This window comes from Lentzea indica (genome assembly GCF_012184385.1).
GTDB classification, from domain to species: domain Bacteria; phylum Actinomycetota; class Actinomycetes; order Mycobacteriales; family Pseudonocardiaceae; genus Lentzea; species Lentzea indica.
Genome location: NZ_VSRL01000104.1, coordinates 1 through 15,338, shown reverse-complemented (window position 1 = coordinate 15,338; position 15,338 = coordinate 1). Strand labels below are relative to the sequence as shown.

Genomic DNA, 15,338 nt, shown 5'->3' with positions numbered 1-15,338 from the left:
AATTTCACGCCCCCGGAACGGAATCGATCACGTCCTGGGGTCGCGCTCTCATCGGCCCAGGTGGCCGGTATCCGATGCGCTGCTGCGACGAGGTTTCGCAACGTGGGCTCCACACCGGCGTAACCGCGAGTTCGGAGGCCGCGGCCGGGCTTGATCCACAAACGTTCACCTGGCGCGGACCACGTTGCGGCAGGCCCGTCACATCCGGGCGGAGCCGACCTTCCAGTACCCGCTGAACATGATCGCCTTCCGGTCCACCCCGCGGTCCTTCACCAGATGCCGCCGAACACCGGTCGCCAGCGAAGACTCCCCGCACGCCCACGCGTAATCCACAGTGGACAGGGTCTTGCCCTGGATCGCCTTCAGCACGGCGGAACCGGGTTCGGCAGAACCGCGGAACACCCACTCCGCCTCGATGTCGACCCGGTAGGACTCGTCGGGCACCTCGACGAAGACCTGCATCGGCCGCGTCTCCACCTCGAGGATCGCCGCGAGCGCCGGCAGCGCCGTCTCGTCCGCCGCGAGCAACACCGAACCGGACGAAGGAGGCCGGTACGCCGAGCCGCCCGCGCGGAAACCGGCCTTGTCGCCCGCGATGGCGCGACGAGCCCACCGCGTGCCGGGGCCCGCGTCGCCGTGCACCACGAATCGCGTCGATCTCGGCGACGTCCCGGCGGTGCGCACGGACCGTGTACCAGCGCAGATCAGGGCGCTCGTCCTCGGGCATCGCGCGCAACGAGGAGCGGACGTTGATGCGGTCGTCGGGCGGCATGACGAGCTCGCGGCCGGTGGCCATCAGCAGGCCGAAGTACTCGTCGGGGCCGGTCACCGCGAACGAGGCGAGTTCCGGTGCGTGGAAGGTGATCCGGCGCATGTGCTCGCTGAGCTCGGTCACCGCCGTGGCGGTCATGACGAACTGGTCGAAGACCTCGCGGCGGTTCGCGGGGGCCATCAGCATCTCGGCGGCCTTCGTGGCGGCCTTCAGCGTGAACCGGTCGAAGGCGGAGTAGCGCGGCATGCGGGCAAACTACACCTTTGGTTAGGCTTACCTAAAACCTCGCGCGGAAACCGGTGGGCAGCGGCAGACTGCGGGCATGTTTCCCAGGGTCGCGCGGGAACGGTGGTGGCTCGCCGAGCCTGAGCTGAAGAACCGCAGCCAGGCGATCGGCCTGCGGCTCGCGATCGCCTACCACGAGAAGGACGCCGACGGCGTCGGGCAGTTGCTGCCCGGCGACGAGGCCGAGGAGGGTGTGGCGCCGCGTACGCGCGCGCTGCTCGCGGCGATGTCGCACGCCATGTACAACGCCACGCTCGGCGAGGCCTACGAGCGCAAGTAGCAGGATCCGTACACGGGTGCGCACCTGTTCGCCGCCATCACGGCGATGTGCGCGGACGAGCACGAGGGAGGCATCCAGCGGATGCGGGACAAGGCCGACGAGCTCGACTCCGGCCAGTCCCCACGTCGCTGAGGCACAACTAACAGGTACCCCGATGTGCATGCTCATACATTGTCGTGCATAATTCTCAACGTGTCCAAGGTGCTCACTTCACTTCCCGCCGGCGAACGCGTCGGCATCGCCTTCTCAGGTGGTCTCGACACCTCCGTCGCGGTCGCGTGGATGCGTGAGAAGGGCGCTGTGCCCTGCACGTACACCGCGGACATCGGTCAGTACGACGAGCCCGAGATCGAGACGGTCCCCGGCCGCGCCGGCACGTACGGTGCCGAGATCGCGCGCCTGGTGGACTGCCGGTCCGCGCTCGTCGAGGAGGGGCTCGCGGCACTGGCCTGCGGCGCGTTCCACATCCGCTCCGGTGGGCGCGCGTACTTCAACACCACCCCGCTCGGGCGTGCGGTCACGGGCACCATGCTCGTGCGCGCCATGCTCGACGACGACGTCCAGATCTGGGGCGACGGCTCCACCTACAAGGGCAACGACATCGAGCGGTTCTACCGCTACGGCCTGCTCGCGAACCCGTCGCTGCGGATCTACAAGCCGTGGCTCGACGCGGAGTTCGTGACCGAGCTCGGCGGCCGCAAGGAGATGTCCGAGTGGCTGCTCGAGCGTGACCTGCCGTACCGCGCCAGCACCGAGAAGGCCTACTCGACCGACGCGAACATCTGGGGCGCGACGCACGAGGCCAAGTCGCTGGAACTGCTCAACGAGGGCATCGAGATCGTCGAGCCGATCATGGGCGTCAAGTTCTGGGACCCGTCCGTCGAGATCGCGACCGAGGACGTGACCATCGGCTTCGACCAGGGCCGCCCGGTCACCATCAACGGCAAGGAGTTCGGCAGCGCCGTCGACCTGGTGCTGGAGGCGAACGCCATCGGCGGCCGCCACGGTCTCGGCATGTCCGACCAGATCGAGAACCGCATCATCGAGGCGAAGAGCCGCGGCATCTACGAGGCGCCCGGCATGGCGTTGCTCCACATCGCCTACGACCGCCTGGTGAACGCGATCCACAACGAGGACACCGTCGCGGCGTACCACAACGAGGGCCGCAAGCTCGGCCGGCTGCTGTACGAGGGCCGCTGGCTCGACCCGCAGGCGCTGATGATGCGCGAGTCGCTGCAGCGCTGGGTCGGCTCCGCGGTCACCGGCGAGGTCACGCTGCGGCTGCGCAGGGGCGACGACTACTCGATCCTCGACACGTCCGGCCCCGCGTTCAGCTACCACCCCGACAAGCTGTCGATGGAGCGCACCGAGGACTCGGCGTTCGGCCCGGTCGACCGCATCGGCCAGCTGACCATGCGCAACCTCGACATCGCGGACTCGCGCGCCAAGCTGGAGCTCTTCGCGGGCCTCGGCATGGTCGGCACGCGTCAGTCGGCGCTCATCGCGGCCCAGGTCGAGCCGACGAAGCTGATCGGCGAGGTGCCCGACGGCGGCGCGGAGGCCATCGCCTCCCGCGGCGAGGTCTCCGACGCCGACGCGCTGCTCGACGCCGCGGCGATCGAGTCGGGGACGGACTGATTTCGCAGCTCCCGGCTTCTTGAGAGGGACCGGGAGCTAGCCTGTTCTTTCGTGTCATCATGGCGGAGTGGGCGCGGCCCGCTGAACGTGTTCGCGTGCACACAGGACGTGCGGCACCCCATTCGGGTGCACGTTGACTGACCTGCGCGAGCTCGCCGCCGGGATGGGCCTGCGACCTGCCGGGTTCGCCGGCTCGGGCGCTGACTTCCTGGTGTTGCACGCGATGGACGACGACGGCGTGGGCTGGATCTTGCGCGCGCCGCGGCGTGAGTGGCCGATGAAGCGCATGGGGCCGGAACGCGCGTTGCTCGGCCTTATCGCGGATCGGGTGCCGGTGGCGGTGCCGCGGTGGCTGCCTGAGGTCGAGCACGTCGCCGTCTACCGCGAGCTCCCCGGCGACGTCCCCGAGGTGCCACCGGAGCAGTACTTCGAGGACATCGCGCGATTTCTTGCCGTGCTGCACGCGGTACCGCAGGAGGAGGCCGCGCGGACCGGCATCGAGGTGCGGCAGCCCGGCGAGATCCGCGAGACCATCGCGCGCAAGATCCACCGCGCCCGCACCGAACTGGGGCTGCCGGACGCGCTCTGGCACCACTGGCAGGAGTGGCTCGGCGACGACGAACCGTGGCCGCCGAGATCCCTGCTGGTGCATGCGGACATCAAGCCCGCCAACACGCTCGTGCACGACGGGGCGTTGAGCGGCGTGATCGACTGGACCGACTCGCTGGTGGGCGATCCCGGTGCCGACTTCCGCCGGCTCGTGCAGCGGTTCGGCCGCCTCGACGAGCTGCTCGACGCCTACGAACGCCACGGCGGGACCACCTGGCCGGGGATGCGGCGGCACGTCGAGGAACGCATCCGGATGGCACCGGTCGACTCCGGGTTGTACGGCATCGACTCGGGCCAGGACCACTACGTCAGGACCGCTTTGGAGCGGCTAGCGCTGCTACCCCCGCCAGGAGCATGAGCAGGATCCCGGCGAACCACGTCATCACGGTCGTGGGATCGAGGAACCGCGTCGCGAGACCGATCGACAGCGACGGCAGGCTCAGCCCCAGGTAGGCGATGAAGAACAGGCTCGCCAACGCTTCCCCGCGCTTCTCGGGTGCCGCCATCGACGCGACCGCCCCGATCGCCGCCTTGAACTGCACGCCCGCGCCGACACCGGCGATCGCGCCGCCGGCAAGGAACAGCGGGAAGCTGGTCGCGTCCATGCCGGCCACGACCAGCAGCACGCCGATCGCTTGTGCGCCAAGGCCGAGCTTGCGGAGGGCGGCCAGCGACAGTCCGCCCGTCACCGTCTGGGCGAGCGCGGCGCCACCGAACACGATGAAGACGACGAGACCGGCCAGCGTGCGCGACGGGTGGTGGAGCTCGCCCGCCACGAAGCCCGGCGAGACGGACGTGAACACGCCGAAGACCGCGAACGCCGAGAACGCGCCTGCCCCTGCGGCGAGGTAGCCCCTGCCGTGGTCGGTGCTGATCCGTTGTGGACGGTAGGGAACCTGCTTCTTGACAACGGTTTCCGGCGTGAGAGCGACTGCGATCATGCTCGCCACGAGCAGTACGGCCAGGACTACGTACGGGGTGCTCAAGGGGGAGGACACATACTGCGCGAGCACACCGGCGACCAGTGCGCCGACGCCGAGGCCGCCGATGTTCGCGGCGGTCGAGACGATCTCGAACCGGCGCGGGGAGGCGCCGGGGCGATGGTGTGTGTGCAGGTCGTAGAGGTAGGCGGTGGCGGTCGCCGCGATCATGCCGACGCCCAGGCCGTTGATCACACGGGCGAGGATCAGGACCGGCAGGGACGTGCTGGTCAGGAAGAGCAGCGCGGAGACCACCTCCAGGCCCAGCGCGGGGATGAGGACGGTCTTGCGGCCGACCCAGTCCGAGACGTGGCCCGCGAGGACGAGGCTGATCACCACGCCCACCGCGAAGGCTGCGAAAACGACGGTGATGGCGAAGGTCGAGAAGCCTTCGCGGGCGACGTAGAGCGGAAACAGCGGCGCGGGGACGGTCGAGTAGGCCATCGCGATGAGGAAGGCTGCTGCGACGGTCCAGAAACCTCTGCCGTGGCTGGTGGTCGGTCGCTGGGCGACCCTCGAGTCGAGGAGCAGGGACATGCCACCCACCCTGCGTGCCTCGATCCATCACGTCCAACGAAAGTTGAAGCTCACGATCATCACTTTCTGAGATACTTGCTGGTGTGGACCTCCGTCAGCTGGAGTATTTCGTCGCGGTCGCCGAAGAAGGGAACTTCACCCGCGCCGCCGCCCGCGTGCACGTGGTGCAGTCCGCGGTCTCGGCGGCCATCAAGACGCTGGAACGCGAGCTCGGCGCCGTCCTGCTGGACCGCAACTCCAAGCGGGTCCTGCTGACCGACGCCGGCGAGGCGCTCCTGCCGAAGGCCCAGGCTGTCCTGGACGCCGTCACCGAGGCCGCGGACGCCGTGGCCCAGGTCAAGGGCGGGCTCACCGGCACCGTCCGGCTGGGCACGCTGACCTCGATGACCCTGATCGACCTGCCCGCGCTGCTCGGTGAGTTCCACCGCCGCCATCTCGGCGTGCTGGTGCGCACGAGGGCGGCCACCGCGGGTTCGCAGGGGCTTGTCGAGCAGCTGCTGGACCGCAGGCTCGACCTCGCGTTCGCGTCACTGCCGGGCGAGGTGCCGGACGGCATCATCCTCGACGAGCTGGCCCACTCGGTGATGGACCTGGTCGTGCCCCACGGTCACCCGCTGGCCGACAGGAGCGAAGTGCACATCGGCGACCTCGCCGGACTCGACTTCATCGACTCACCGCTGGGCTACGGCAACCGGGCCGTGGCCGACAGGGCGTTCGCGGCGGCCGCCGTACCCCGCAGGGTGACCCTGGAGATGTCCGACATCTACACCGGCGTCGACTACGTGCGGCACGGCCTCGGCATCGCGCTGTTGCCCAGCTACATCCTCGAGGGCACGGAAGGCGTCACCACCCTCAGAGTCATCGGTGCCGACCTGCGCTGGCCGCTGGGACTGGCGAGGCCCGCCGGCCGCGCCCGACCGCGGCGGCCAGGGCGTTGATCGCGGTGGTGCAGGAGATCTTCACGCGCGATAGGCGTCGCACGCCAGCGTGACCAGGTCGTTCAGGTGTTGCGGTGGCTGGTCCTTCCACCACGCCAGCCACACCGCGATCGGCGGCGCGTCCTGCACGGCCCGGTAGGCCACGCCGGGGCGCGGGTTCAGGCTCGCGGTGGCCTCCGACGTCATGCCGACGGCCTGCCCGGCCGCGATCAGCGTCAGCCACTCATCGACGCTGTGCGTGTTCCGCACGACGGCGGGTGCGGTGCCGGGCTTCCACAGGTCCAAAGTGGTCGTTCCCGTCCGGTCATCGACGGCCAGGGAGTAGCGGGCCAGGTCCGCGAGCTTCAGGGAACGCTTGCGCGCCAACGGGTTGTCCGTCGCGACCACGCCGTAGCGGCGCTCGGTGCCGAGCAACGCCGTCTCGAACCGCGGATCGTCGAGTGCCTTGCGCACGACTGCGACGTCGGCGGTGCCTTCTGCAAGTCCTGCGGTCAGCGAGTTCGACTGGACGAACACCAGCGGCAACCCGGGATGTGCCGAAGCCCAGGCCTTCTGGACGCGCCGGGTGTGTTTGCCCAGCGCCGACCAGGCGTAGCCGATCCGCAGCTCGGTCAGTGACTGCTCGGCGATCCGGTGCAGGTGCGCGACCTCGTCCAGCACTCGCCGTGCACCGGCGAGCACCTGCGTGCCCACCGCGGTGAGCGCGACGTGCCGGGTCGAGCGTTGCAGCAGCCGCACGCCCAGCGCGGCCTCCAGGGCGGCGACCGAACGCGACACCGAGGCTTGCGCGAGGTCGAGCTCCCTTGCCGCGTCGGTGAACGTGCCCGCGTCCACGACCGCCACGAACGCTCGCAAGTGCCGCAGATCCATGCGTTCAGCGTATAACTGACGCGGCTCATGCATTTCCCGTATCGATGCCGGGACAACAGGCTGTGCGGCATGAAGAGCCTCGGGGGATTCGCCACGATGACCGCCAGCGCGGCCAGCAGCCAGCTCGGTGCCGCGGTGGGTGCGCACGCCTTCTCCACGATCGGTCCTGCCGGTGTCGTGGCGGTCCGCCAGTTCGTGGCCGCCGCGGTGTTGCTGCCGGTCGCCCGGCCCGACCCGCGAAGATTCACCTGGGCCCAGTGGTGGCCGACGATCGCGCTCGGCCTGGTGTTCGCCACCATGAACCTCAGCCTCTACACGGCGGTCGACCGGATCGGCCTGGGCCTCGCCGTCACGCTGGAGGTGCTCGGGCCCCTCGCCGTCGCGTTGGCAGGCTCGCGCACCACGTGGGACTTCCTGTTCGTGCTGATCGCGGCCGTCGGCGTGTACGTGCTGGTCCTGCCGGGCCCGAGCAGTGACTACTTCGGCATCGGCGCAGGCTTGGTCGCGGCGGCGTGCTGGGCCGCGTACATCCTGCTCAACCGGCTGGTCGGCGCCAGGCTGCCGGGCCTGCAGGCACCGGCGGCGGCGACGAGCGTGTCCGCGCTGCTCTACGTCCCGGTCGCGGTCTTCCTCGTCGTCCAGGGACAGATGACAGGGATGGCGTTGCTGTACGCCGTCGGCGCGGGGGTGTTCTGCAGCGTCGTGCCCTATGCGGCGGACGTGATCGCTCTCAGGAAGGTTCCGCCGCGGTTCTTCGGGCTGGCGATGAGCGTGCACCCGGTGCTCGCCGCGCTCGCGGGCCTGATCCTGCTGGGGGAGCGCCTCGACCTCCACCATTGGGCCGGAATCTTGCTCGTCGTCACCGCCAACGCACTCGCAGTCACTTGCTCGAAGTGGCCTGGATCACCTAACGTGCACTCCGAAATGTGAATCCCCTTCACTTAGCGGGGTGTCCATGCGGACTGCAGTGATGACGCTCGTTGCCGTTCTCACCGGTGCTGCCCTGGTCAGCGGGCCGTTCGCATGGGCGGAACCCGAGCCGTACCTCGTCGGCAGGGGCATCTCCGACGTCACCGGCCCGGCCGCCGAGAACGGCATGATGGGCTACTCCAAGTTCGACCAGAAGACGACGGGCATCTCGCAGCGGCTGCGGTCGCGGGCCTACGTCGTGGTCGACCGGGCCACGAACAAGCGGGTCGCGTACGTCAACGCCGACCTCGCGATGATCTTCCGCGCGGTCCAGGAGGGCGTGCTCGGCAAGCTGCAGGCCAAGTACGGCACCACCTACACCCGCGAGAACCTGCTGCTCTCGGCGACGCACACGCACTCGGGCCCCGGTGGCCAGTCGCACAACCTCGCCTACAACCTGTCGATCCTCGGCATGCAGCCGCAGGCGCTCGCGGCGGTGGTCGACGGCATCACCGAGTCGGTCGTCGAGGCGCACGAGGACGTGAAGCCCGGCTCGATCAGCCTCGGGTTCGGCGAGCTGACGAACGCCTCGGTGAACCGGTCACGCGTCGCGTTCGACCGCAACCCCGACAAGGGCGCGTTCCCGCAGGGCATCGACCCGCAGATGACCGTGCTGAAGTTCAAGCAGTCCGGCAACGACGTCGGTGCGATCAGCTGGTTCGCCACGCACAACACGTCGATCACCAACGCCAACACGCTGATCAGCCCGGACAACAAGGGTTACGCGGCGTACCAGTGGGAGCACGACGACAAGGGCGTGCGGTACCTGGACAACAACGCGGGCTTCGTGGCGGCGTTCCCGAACACCAACGCTGGCGACATGTCGCCGAACCTCAACCTGAAGCCCGGTTCCGGCCCGACCGACAACGAGTGGGAGAACGCTCGCATCATCGGCGAGCGCCAGAACCGCAAGGCGCAGGAGATCTACAACGGTCCGCAGCAGGCCGTGAACAACGGTCTCGACTACCGGATGCGGTTCGTGGACATGTCGACCGTGCAGGTCGAGGGCCGCTTCACCACCACCGGCCAGCCCGGCACGACGTGCTCCGGAGTCGTCGGCGCGTCGACGATCGCGGGCAGCGTCGAGGACGGTCCGGCGATCCCCGGCTTCTCCGAGGGCATGCAGTCTCCGTTGAAGAAGCTCTTCGAGCCGCTCAACGTGGAGGTTCCTGAGTGGCTGAAGTCGTGCCAGTACCCGAAGGCCTCTTTGGTGCCAACGGGTCTGATCGCCGCGACGCCGAACGTCGTGCCGCTGCAGATCATCCGCATCGGGCAGCTGCACCTCGTCGCCATGCCGAGCGAGGTCACGATCACCGCGGGTCTGCGTATCCGCAAGACCGTCGCGGGCGAGCTCGGAGTGCCCGTACAGAACGTGCTGATCCAGGGCTACGCCAACGACTACAGCCAGTACGTCACCACACCGGAGGAGTACGACTCGCAGCAGTACGAGGGCGGCTCCACGCTGTTCGGCCGCAACACCGCGCCCGCGTACCAGCAGGAGTTCGGCAAGATCGCGGCGTCGATGAAGGCAGGCACTGCACTGACCCCCGGTCCGACGCCGGGCAAGCCGCCGTTCACCGACATCAACCTGCAGACCGGCGTCGTGCTCGACGACAAGCCCGCCGACAAGAAGTACGGCGACGTCGTGAGCTCACCCAAGTCGTCCTATGCGCGCGGTGAGACGGTCACGGCCGTGTTCGTCACGGGGCACCCGAAGAACAACCTGCACCGCAACCACACCTTCCTGGAGGTGCAGCGGCAGGTGAACGGCCAATGGACGCGCGTCGCCGACGATGGCGACTGGTCCACGCGCTACAAGTGGGAGCGGGTCGGCATCGCGTTCTCGAACGCCACCATCACGTGGCAGATCCCGGCGGACACGCCCGCCGGCACCTACCGCATCCTCCACCACGGCGACGAGAAGTCCGGCTGGACCGGAAAGATCACCGGCTTCACCGGCGCCACGGCCGCCTTCACCGTCTCCTGACGAGTTATTCCCGGCGGCGGTGAGGCGACAGTTACGTTGTGCGCGATTTAATCGTGCAATAGCTTTATGGCGTCCACCCCGGAACGCCAGGAGGAAGCCATGAAGCGCCCTGTCCTCGAGCCCGCCGCCGCCGAGTTCGCCGCCGCCACCGCCCAGCCGCCGTTCTTGTTCGAGATCGCCCCAGAAGAGGGTCGCAAGGCCGTCGACGAGGTGCAGTCAGGCGAGATCGAGAAGCCTGAGGTCGACGAGCAGTGGGTCGAGCTCGACGGGTTCAAGGTCCGCGTGATCAAGCCGGTCGGCGCGACCGGACAGCTCCCCGTGATCCTCTACATCCACGGCGCGGGCTGGGTGTTCGGCAACGCCCACACCCATGATCGCCTGGTCCGCGAGCTCGCGACGAAGGCCGGCGCCGCGGTCGTCTTCCCCGACTACTCGCTGTCGCCCGAGGCCCGCTACCCGGTCGCGATCGACCAGAACTACGCCGCCGCCCGCTGGATTCTCAGCGAGGGCAAGAACTTCGGCCTCGACGCCACCCGCATCGCGGTCGCCGGTGACTCGGTCGGCGGCAACATGGCGGCCGCGCTCACGTTGCAGGCCAAGGAACGCGGTGACGTCTCGCTGAAGGCCCAGGTGCTCTTCTACCCGGTGACCGACGCGAGCTTCGACACCGACTCGTACCTGCAGTTCGCCGAGGGCTACTTCCTGCGCCGCGACGGCATGCAGTGGTTCTGGGACCAGTACACGACGAACCCGCTGGAGCGCGCCGAGATCACCGCGTCCCCGTTGCGCGCCACCAAGGAACAGCTCGAAGGCTTGCCACAGGCGCTGGTGATCACCGCGGAGGCCGACGTGCTGCGCGACGAGGGCGAGGCCTACGCGGACAAGCTGCGCGAGGCCGGTGTGCCCGTCACCGCCGTCCGGTACGCGGGCGTGATCCACGACTTCGTGATGCTGAACGCGTTGCGCGGCACGCACGCTGCCGAGGCCGCGATCAACCAGGCGAGCGCGTTCCTGCGTGAGGCCCTCGCGAGCTGATCCTCCTGGTTCAGCCGAGGTGGTCGTTCGCTCCGCTGACCCAGGCGATGTAGCGGTCAGCGGAGCGACGCACCGCCCCCTTGGCATCGACCAGTACCGCGCCGCCCAGCAGTCCGTACAGGCGTTCGAACGCGTAAGGCTCCAGCCGCTCGACGAGCCGCCGCACCAGCCCGGCGGAGAGCGGAATCTTGTTCGGATAGCTGCGCATGAACGTCACCCAGCCCGTGGCCGGCACCGGAACGATGGTGTCGCCGACGAGCAGGGTGCCCTTCCCTTCCGCACCGGCGGCGATGTGCGCGACCGCGGCGCCGGGGAAGTGCCCGCCCGCTTCGACGAGAGTGATGCCGGGCAGGACCTCCTCGACGCCGGACCATTCCCGAATGACCGGGTCCTCCCGCCGCACCCACTGCCGGTCGGCGGAGTGCACCAGGACCGGGACGTTTCCCAGCTGGTGGCTGAGGCTGACCTGAGAGCCGTACATGTGCGGATGACTCGCCACGATCACCGCGGCGCCGCCCAGCTCGGTGATCTTCTCGACCAGCGGCCGGTCGACGTGGTTGGGCGGATCCCACAGCAGGTTGCCGTGCGGCGTCTGAACGAGGTGTGTCCGCTGACCGATGCAGAACTCCGGTTCGCGGTGGAGCCGGTGGATGCCGGGCTCCAGCTGCTGGTGAATCAGCTCGTGACCTTCGGCGGCCAGCTTGTCCAGCGTCGTCCAGACCTGACCGATCTCAGGCACCCATTGCCGTTCGTCGGCACAGATTTCGCACACACCTGCCGGAGGTTGTTCGCTGTCGGGGTGCTCGACCCCACAGGTTCCACAGATCCAGATCGTCATGATCGGAGTCTGCAACCTGCAGTGAGATCGAGGTCAAGCACGCGACCCGTGATGGATGTTCAGCCGTTGACGCGCTGAGTCTTCTCGACGTGGAACGGCGTGCCCTGCTGGCAGGTCGTCATCGCCCCCGGCTCGGCCTTCCCCGTCACCTCCACTTCGGCGCCGGCCACCGCGATCGCGGTGTCGGCGCCAAGCAGCAGGTACTGGGCGGTGCCGGTGTCCAGGATCAGGCAGCCCGCCTCGACACCCGCCGACACCGTGCCCCGCACCGTGATGCCCGGCTCCAACGCCCGCGAGGGCGTCGTGGAGAGCGTGGGCGGCAGCGGAGCGGGAATGATGGGCGTGGACGTATCAGTGCCGGGAGAGCTCGACGCCGGAGCTTGGGGTGGCGCCTGTTGTCCGGCGCAACCAGCCAAGAACAGACACAGCAGCACGGCGGCTAACCCGCGCATTTCGCGTCACCTCCGATGGACCACGGCGACCGGGCACGGCGCGTGGTGGAGCACAGCGTGGCTCACCGAACCCAGAATTGCACGCTTCACCGCGCCACGACCGTGACTGCCGACCGCGACGAGCGCGGCACCGTCGGCCGCCTGGAGCAACGCCCGCGCGGGAGCGTCGAACGCGACCTCCTTCGCCACGTGCACGTCGGGGTGGCGGGAACGGTGCGGGGCGAGCTGTTCGTCGAGCAGTTTCGCCAGGTCCACGCGGACGTGGTCGACGTCGTGCTCGGGCAGCTCCGACCAGCCGACGTCGTTCCACGCGTGAATGGCGAGCAGTTCGCGTCCGTGCCGCGCGGCGAACGAGAAGGCGAACTCGATGGCGTCCGTGGACGTCTCGGAACCGTCGATGCCGACCACGACGCGACCGTCCACGGGCCCGGTGCGCGTGACGATGACAGGCCTGCCGCCGATCGCCACGAGCCCGGCCGCGGTGGAGCCCAGGAACATCTCCGCGATGCCGGTGCGGCCGGAGGAACCGAGCACCAGCAGGTCCCCGGCTTCGTCGGCGAGAACGTCGACCGGACGGCCGAGGCGCACGTGGGTGTCGACCTGGAGTTCGGGCCGGCTCCGCCTGATCTCGGCGGCGAGCTCGGCGAGGTGGTCCTCTGCGGCGCGCGACATGGTCTCCTCGGTGACGAACTGCGGCACCGGGGTGGACATCGGCGTGAACATCGGTTCAGGCAGCGGCGAGCGCACAGCCTGCACAACCCGCAGAGCGGCGCCGCACCGCGACGCTTCCTCGGCACCCCAGAGCACGGCTCGCCTGGCCAGGTCGGACCCGTCGAAACCGACCACGACGGTGGACATGAGAAACCACCTCCGGCCAGGGGATACCCAGCCGGAGGCGGCTCTAAATGCCCGCTAGCCGATGACGAACTGCGAACCCGGCTCCTTGACGATGTCGCCCTTCGCGGAGTTGGTGATCGTGACGTTCGTCAGGCGGGCCGACCCGCGTGCGCTGGCCATCGCGAGGATGCCCGCACCGTTGTTGGACTTGTCGATGCGCACGTTGGTGATCTGCACGTTCGGCATCTCGCCGCCGCCACCCTTGAACTGGATTCCGTCGTAGGTGGAGTCGTGGATCTCGGTGTCGCGGATCGTGACACCGGGGATCGGCAGGTTCTGCGCGAACAACGTGATGGCGCCGAAGAACTGCGCCTCACCCCAGAACGCGCCACCGGTGCGGTACAGCGCGTTGTTGGCGAGGATCGTCTCACCCGAGAACGGCAACGGGTCGTGATCGGTCGCCAGCATGATGCCGGGGTAGTTCGCCGTGTCGGAGATGATGTTGTTCTCCGCGCGGTTGCCTGAGCCGCCGTAGATGGCGATTCCGTTGGCACGCCACGGCAACGCGATCGTGTTGTTGAGGAACGCGTTGTTGCGGCCCACATCGGCGGTCTGGTCCTTCACGTACTTGCTCGCCCACACCGCGAGTGCGTCATCGCCCGTGGTGCGGAACGACGAGTTGAACACCGTGGAGTTGCGCGTGCCGTTGGTGAAGTTGATGCCGTCGGCGTAGGTGTCGCGGATGCGCATGCCGCTGAACTGCAGGCCGTCGCCGGGGTTCCAGCGGTCGGGCAGGTTCGTGTAGTCGCGGCCGACCCAGACACCGACGTTGGCGTGCTCGATCCACACGTTGGTGACCTTCGTGTTCTTGCCGAACCGGCCGTTCAGCCCGACGCCGCCCTCGGCGTTGCCGTCGCCACCGCGGATCCGGCCGGAGCCGAAGATCGCGATGTCGGACAGCTGCACGTTGTCGTCGATGTCGAACCCGAAGTTGCCCTCGTGCGGGTGGTTGATCGTGCCCGCGTCCTGCGGCTGGGTCAGCGAGAACAGCTGCGAGTGCCACATGCCCGCGCCGCGGATCGTGGCGTTGCGGATGCCGACCTGGTTGTACTGACCGCTGTTGAACACGGTCAGGATCTTCTTCTCCTGCCGGAACTTGCCCTCCGGGATCCACACGCATCCGATCTCGCCGTTCTGGTCGGCGGTCACCGCACGCTGAAGCGCGTCGGCGTCGTCGGTGTTGTCGTTCGGCGTGGCACCGTACTGCGTGATGGACACGCACTCGGCGGGCTTCTGCGCGGCCGGTGCGACCTGTTCCAGGTCGATCAGGTCGATGACGTAGAACTGCGCGCTGTCACCCGCGTCGCGCTGGAGCTTGAAGCGGGTGCCCGCCGCGTAGCTGTTCGCCAGCAGTGACGACGACTCGTCGAACAGCCTGCGGGCGTCGCCGCCCGGCCGGTTCGTGAGGCCCTCGGGGTCGTCCGTGCTGCCGTACAGCCAGCTGTGCCGTGATGAGAGGGTCAGCTTCTGCACGAACTGGTCGTTCGCGTACAGGCTGATCGTCGCCTCCTGGCCGCCGCCACCGGCCGCGTCCGGGATCGAGTTGCGGACCACGATCGAGTTCGTGCTGACCGTCGAGGTGATCTCCACGAACTGGCCCTGCGAGTCGAGCCGCACCGACTTGCGGCCCGACGACTCGGAGCCGAAGTTGGTGTGCCCGAACGTGCGCTTCGCGTCCGCCTCCAGCAGCTGGCCCTGGTAGCGGCCGCTTTCGGCTTCGTACGAGGTGAACGGAACCGAAGCGCCGCGTCCGACCACAATGGACTGGGTCGCGGTGTTGTTGTTCTCGTTGGTTTCCGCGACCTGACCGGTCGCATCGGCGGTCGCCGTGGCCGTGGCGCCGCCCTTCGTGGCGGTCCACGTGCCGGCGTTGACAGTCACGGTCTGGCCGGTGTTGATCGCCGGGGTGGTGGCGTTCAACGTGCTGCTACCGACGACCACTCGGGTCACCGAGGCACCCGCGTTGGACGTGCCGCGGTTGTTGACCTGCACCGCGAACGTCACCTGCTGGCCGGCCGCCGGGCTCGACGGGTTCGGCGTGATGCCGGTGACCTGCAGGTCGGGGCCGGGCGCCTGGCCGACGACAAGGGGAGAGCCGGAGGTGAAGGTGTTGTTGCCCTCGTTGGTCTCCGCGACCTGGTTGGCCGGGTCCACCGTGGCCGCAGCCGCATAGGACCCGGCGCCCCGCCTGCCTGCGTCGACGCTGACGCTGGCGGTGGCTCCGGGTGCCAGCCCGCCGACCTGGGCGGTG

General features: G+C 68.7%; 14 protein-coding genes and 1 pseudogene. 7 read left to right on the top strand and 8 right to left on the bottom strand.

Going from position 1 to position 15,338, the window contains the following annotated elements; translation table 11 throughout:
* Window positions 1–198 precede the first annotated feature (198 nt).
* Window positions 199–684, bottom strand: a complete 486-nt coding sequence (locus tag FXN61_RS54580) for a siderophore-interacting protein (protein WP_167976677.1) — start codon at window positions 682–684, stop codon at window positions 199–201.
* Window positions 685–712: 28 nt separating this feature from the next.
* A pseudogene (locus FXN61_RS56500) lies at window positions 713–874 on the bottom strand (hypothetical protein); the annotation flags it as partial.
* A 220-nt stretch (window positions 875–1,094) separates the two neighbouring features.
* Here FXN61_RS56500 and FXN61_RS26140 point away from each other — a divergent pair.
* The 3 genes from FXN61_RS26140 (at window position 1,095) to FXN61_RS26130 (ending at window position 3,942) form a co-directional block, all read left to right on the top strand.
* The gene (locus tag FXN61_RS26140) at window positions 1,095–1,337 is read left to right on the top strand and encodes a hypothetical protein (RefSeq protein ID WP_167976676.1); all 243 of its coding nucleotides are present in this window, start codon (window positions 1,095–1,097) and stop codon (window positions 1,335–1,337) included.
* Between the two features lie 192 nt (window positions 1,338–1,529).
* Window positions 1,530–2,975: an argininosuccinate synthase gene (argG, locus tag FXN61_RS26135; protein WP_167976675.1), complete on the top strand. Its 1,446-nt coding sequence runs from the start codon at window positions 1,530–1,532 to the stop codon at window positions 2,973–2,975.
* A gap of 133 nt (window positions 2,976–3,108) precedes the next feature.
* Window positions 3,109–3,942: a phosphotransferase gene (locus tag FXN61_RS26130; RefSeq protein ID WP_167976674.1), complete on the top strand. Its 834-nt coding sequence runs from the start codon at window positions 3,109–3,111 to the stop codon at window positions 3,940–3,942.
* Here FXN61_RS26130 and FXN61_RS26125 read toward each other — a convergent pair.
* Window positions 3,893–5,101, bottom strand: coding sequence for an MFS transporter (locus tag FXN61_RS26125; RefSeq protein ID WP_167976673.1), 1,209 nt, complete (start codon window positions 5,099–5,101; stop codon window positions 3,893–3,895). The genes FXN61_RS26130 and FXN61_RS26125 overlap by 50 nt on opposite strands.
* Before the next feature lie 83 nt (window positions 5,102–5,184).
* Between FXN61_RS26125 and FXN61_RS26120 the strand changes: the two genes are divergently transcribed.
* Window positions 5,185–6,039 (top strand): LysR family transcriptional regulator, encoded by an 855-nt coding sequence (locus FXN61_RS26120; RefSeq protein ID WP_167976672.1) that lies wholly within the window; start codon window positions 5,185–5,187, stop codon window positions 6,037–6,039.
* Window positions 6,040–6,060: 21 nt separating this feature from the next.
* On the opposite strand, the gene FXN61_RS26115 is transcribed toward FXN61_RS26120, so the two are convergent.
* Complete coding sequence (locus FXN61_RS26115) at window positions 6,061–6,909, bottom strand: LysR family transcriptional regulator (RefSeq protein WP_167976671.1); 849 nt, start codon at window positions 6,907–6,909, stop codon at window positions 6,061–6,063.
* Between the two features lie 69 nt (window positions 6,910–6,978).
* On the opposite strand from FXN61_RS26115, the gene FXN61_RS26110 reads away from it, so the two are divergent.
* From FXN61_RS26110 to FXN61_RS26100, 3 genes are all read left to right on the top strand, one after another.
* Window positions 6,979–7,839, top strand: coding sequence for an EamA family transporter (locus FXN61_RS26110; RefSeq protein WP_246292027.1), 861 nt, complete (start codon window positions 6,979–6,981; stop codon window positions 7,837–7,839).
* Window positions 7,840–7,864: 25 nt separating this feature from the next.
* Window positions 7,865–9,865, top strand: a complete 2,001-nt coding sequence (locus tag FXN61_RS26105) for a neutral/alkaline ceramidase (protein WP_167976669.1) — start codon at window positions 7,865–7,867, stop codon at window positions 9,863–9,865.
* Window positions 9,866–9,964: 99 nt separating this feature from the next.
* A complete protein-coding gene (locus FXN61_RS26100) occupies window positions 9,965–10,900 on the top strand; it encodes an alpha/beta hydrolase (RefSeq protein ID WP_167976668.1) in 936 nt (311 codons plus the stop codon).
* 10 nt (window positions 10,901–10,910) lie between these two features.
* Here FXN61_RS26100 and FXN61_RS26095 read toward each other — a convergent pair whose 3' ends face one another.
* The 4 genes from FXN61_RS26095 to FXN61_RS26080 all read right to left on the bottom strand — a co-directional run.
* Window positions 10,911–11,738, bottom strand: coding sequence for an MBL fold metallo-hydrolase (locus tag FXN61_RS26095; protein WP_167976667.1), 828 nt, complete (start codon window positions 11,736–11,738; stop codon window positions 10,911–10,913).
* Between the two features lie 59 nt (window positions 11,739–11,797).
* Window positions 11,798–12,190, bottom strand: a complete 393-nt coding sequence (locus tag FXN61_RS26090; protein WP_167976666.1) for a flagellar basal body L-ring protein FlgH — start codon at window positions 12,188–12,190, stop codon at window positions 11,798–11,800.
* Between the two features lie 6 nt (window positions 12,191–12,196).
* Window positions 12,197–13,048 carry a universal stress protein gene (locus FXN61_RS26085; RefSeq protein WP_167976665.1) on the bottom strand — a complete coding sequence of 284 codons (852 nt, stop codon included), beginning with the start codon at window positions 13,046–13,048 and terminating at the stop codon, window positions 12,197–12,199.
* 54 nt (window positions 13,049–13,102) lie between these two features.
* A partial coding sequence (locus tag FXN61_RS26080; protein WP_167976664.1) for a CARDB domain-containing protein occupies window positions 13,103–15,338 on the bottom strand: 2,236 nt, incomplete at its 5' end.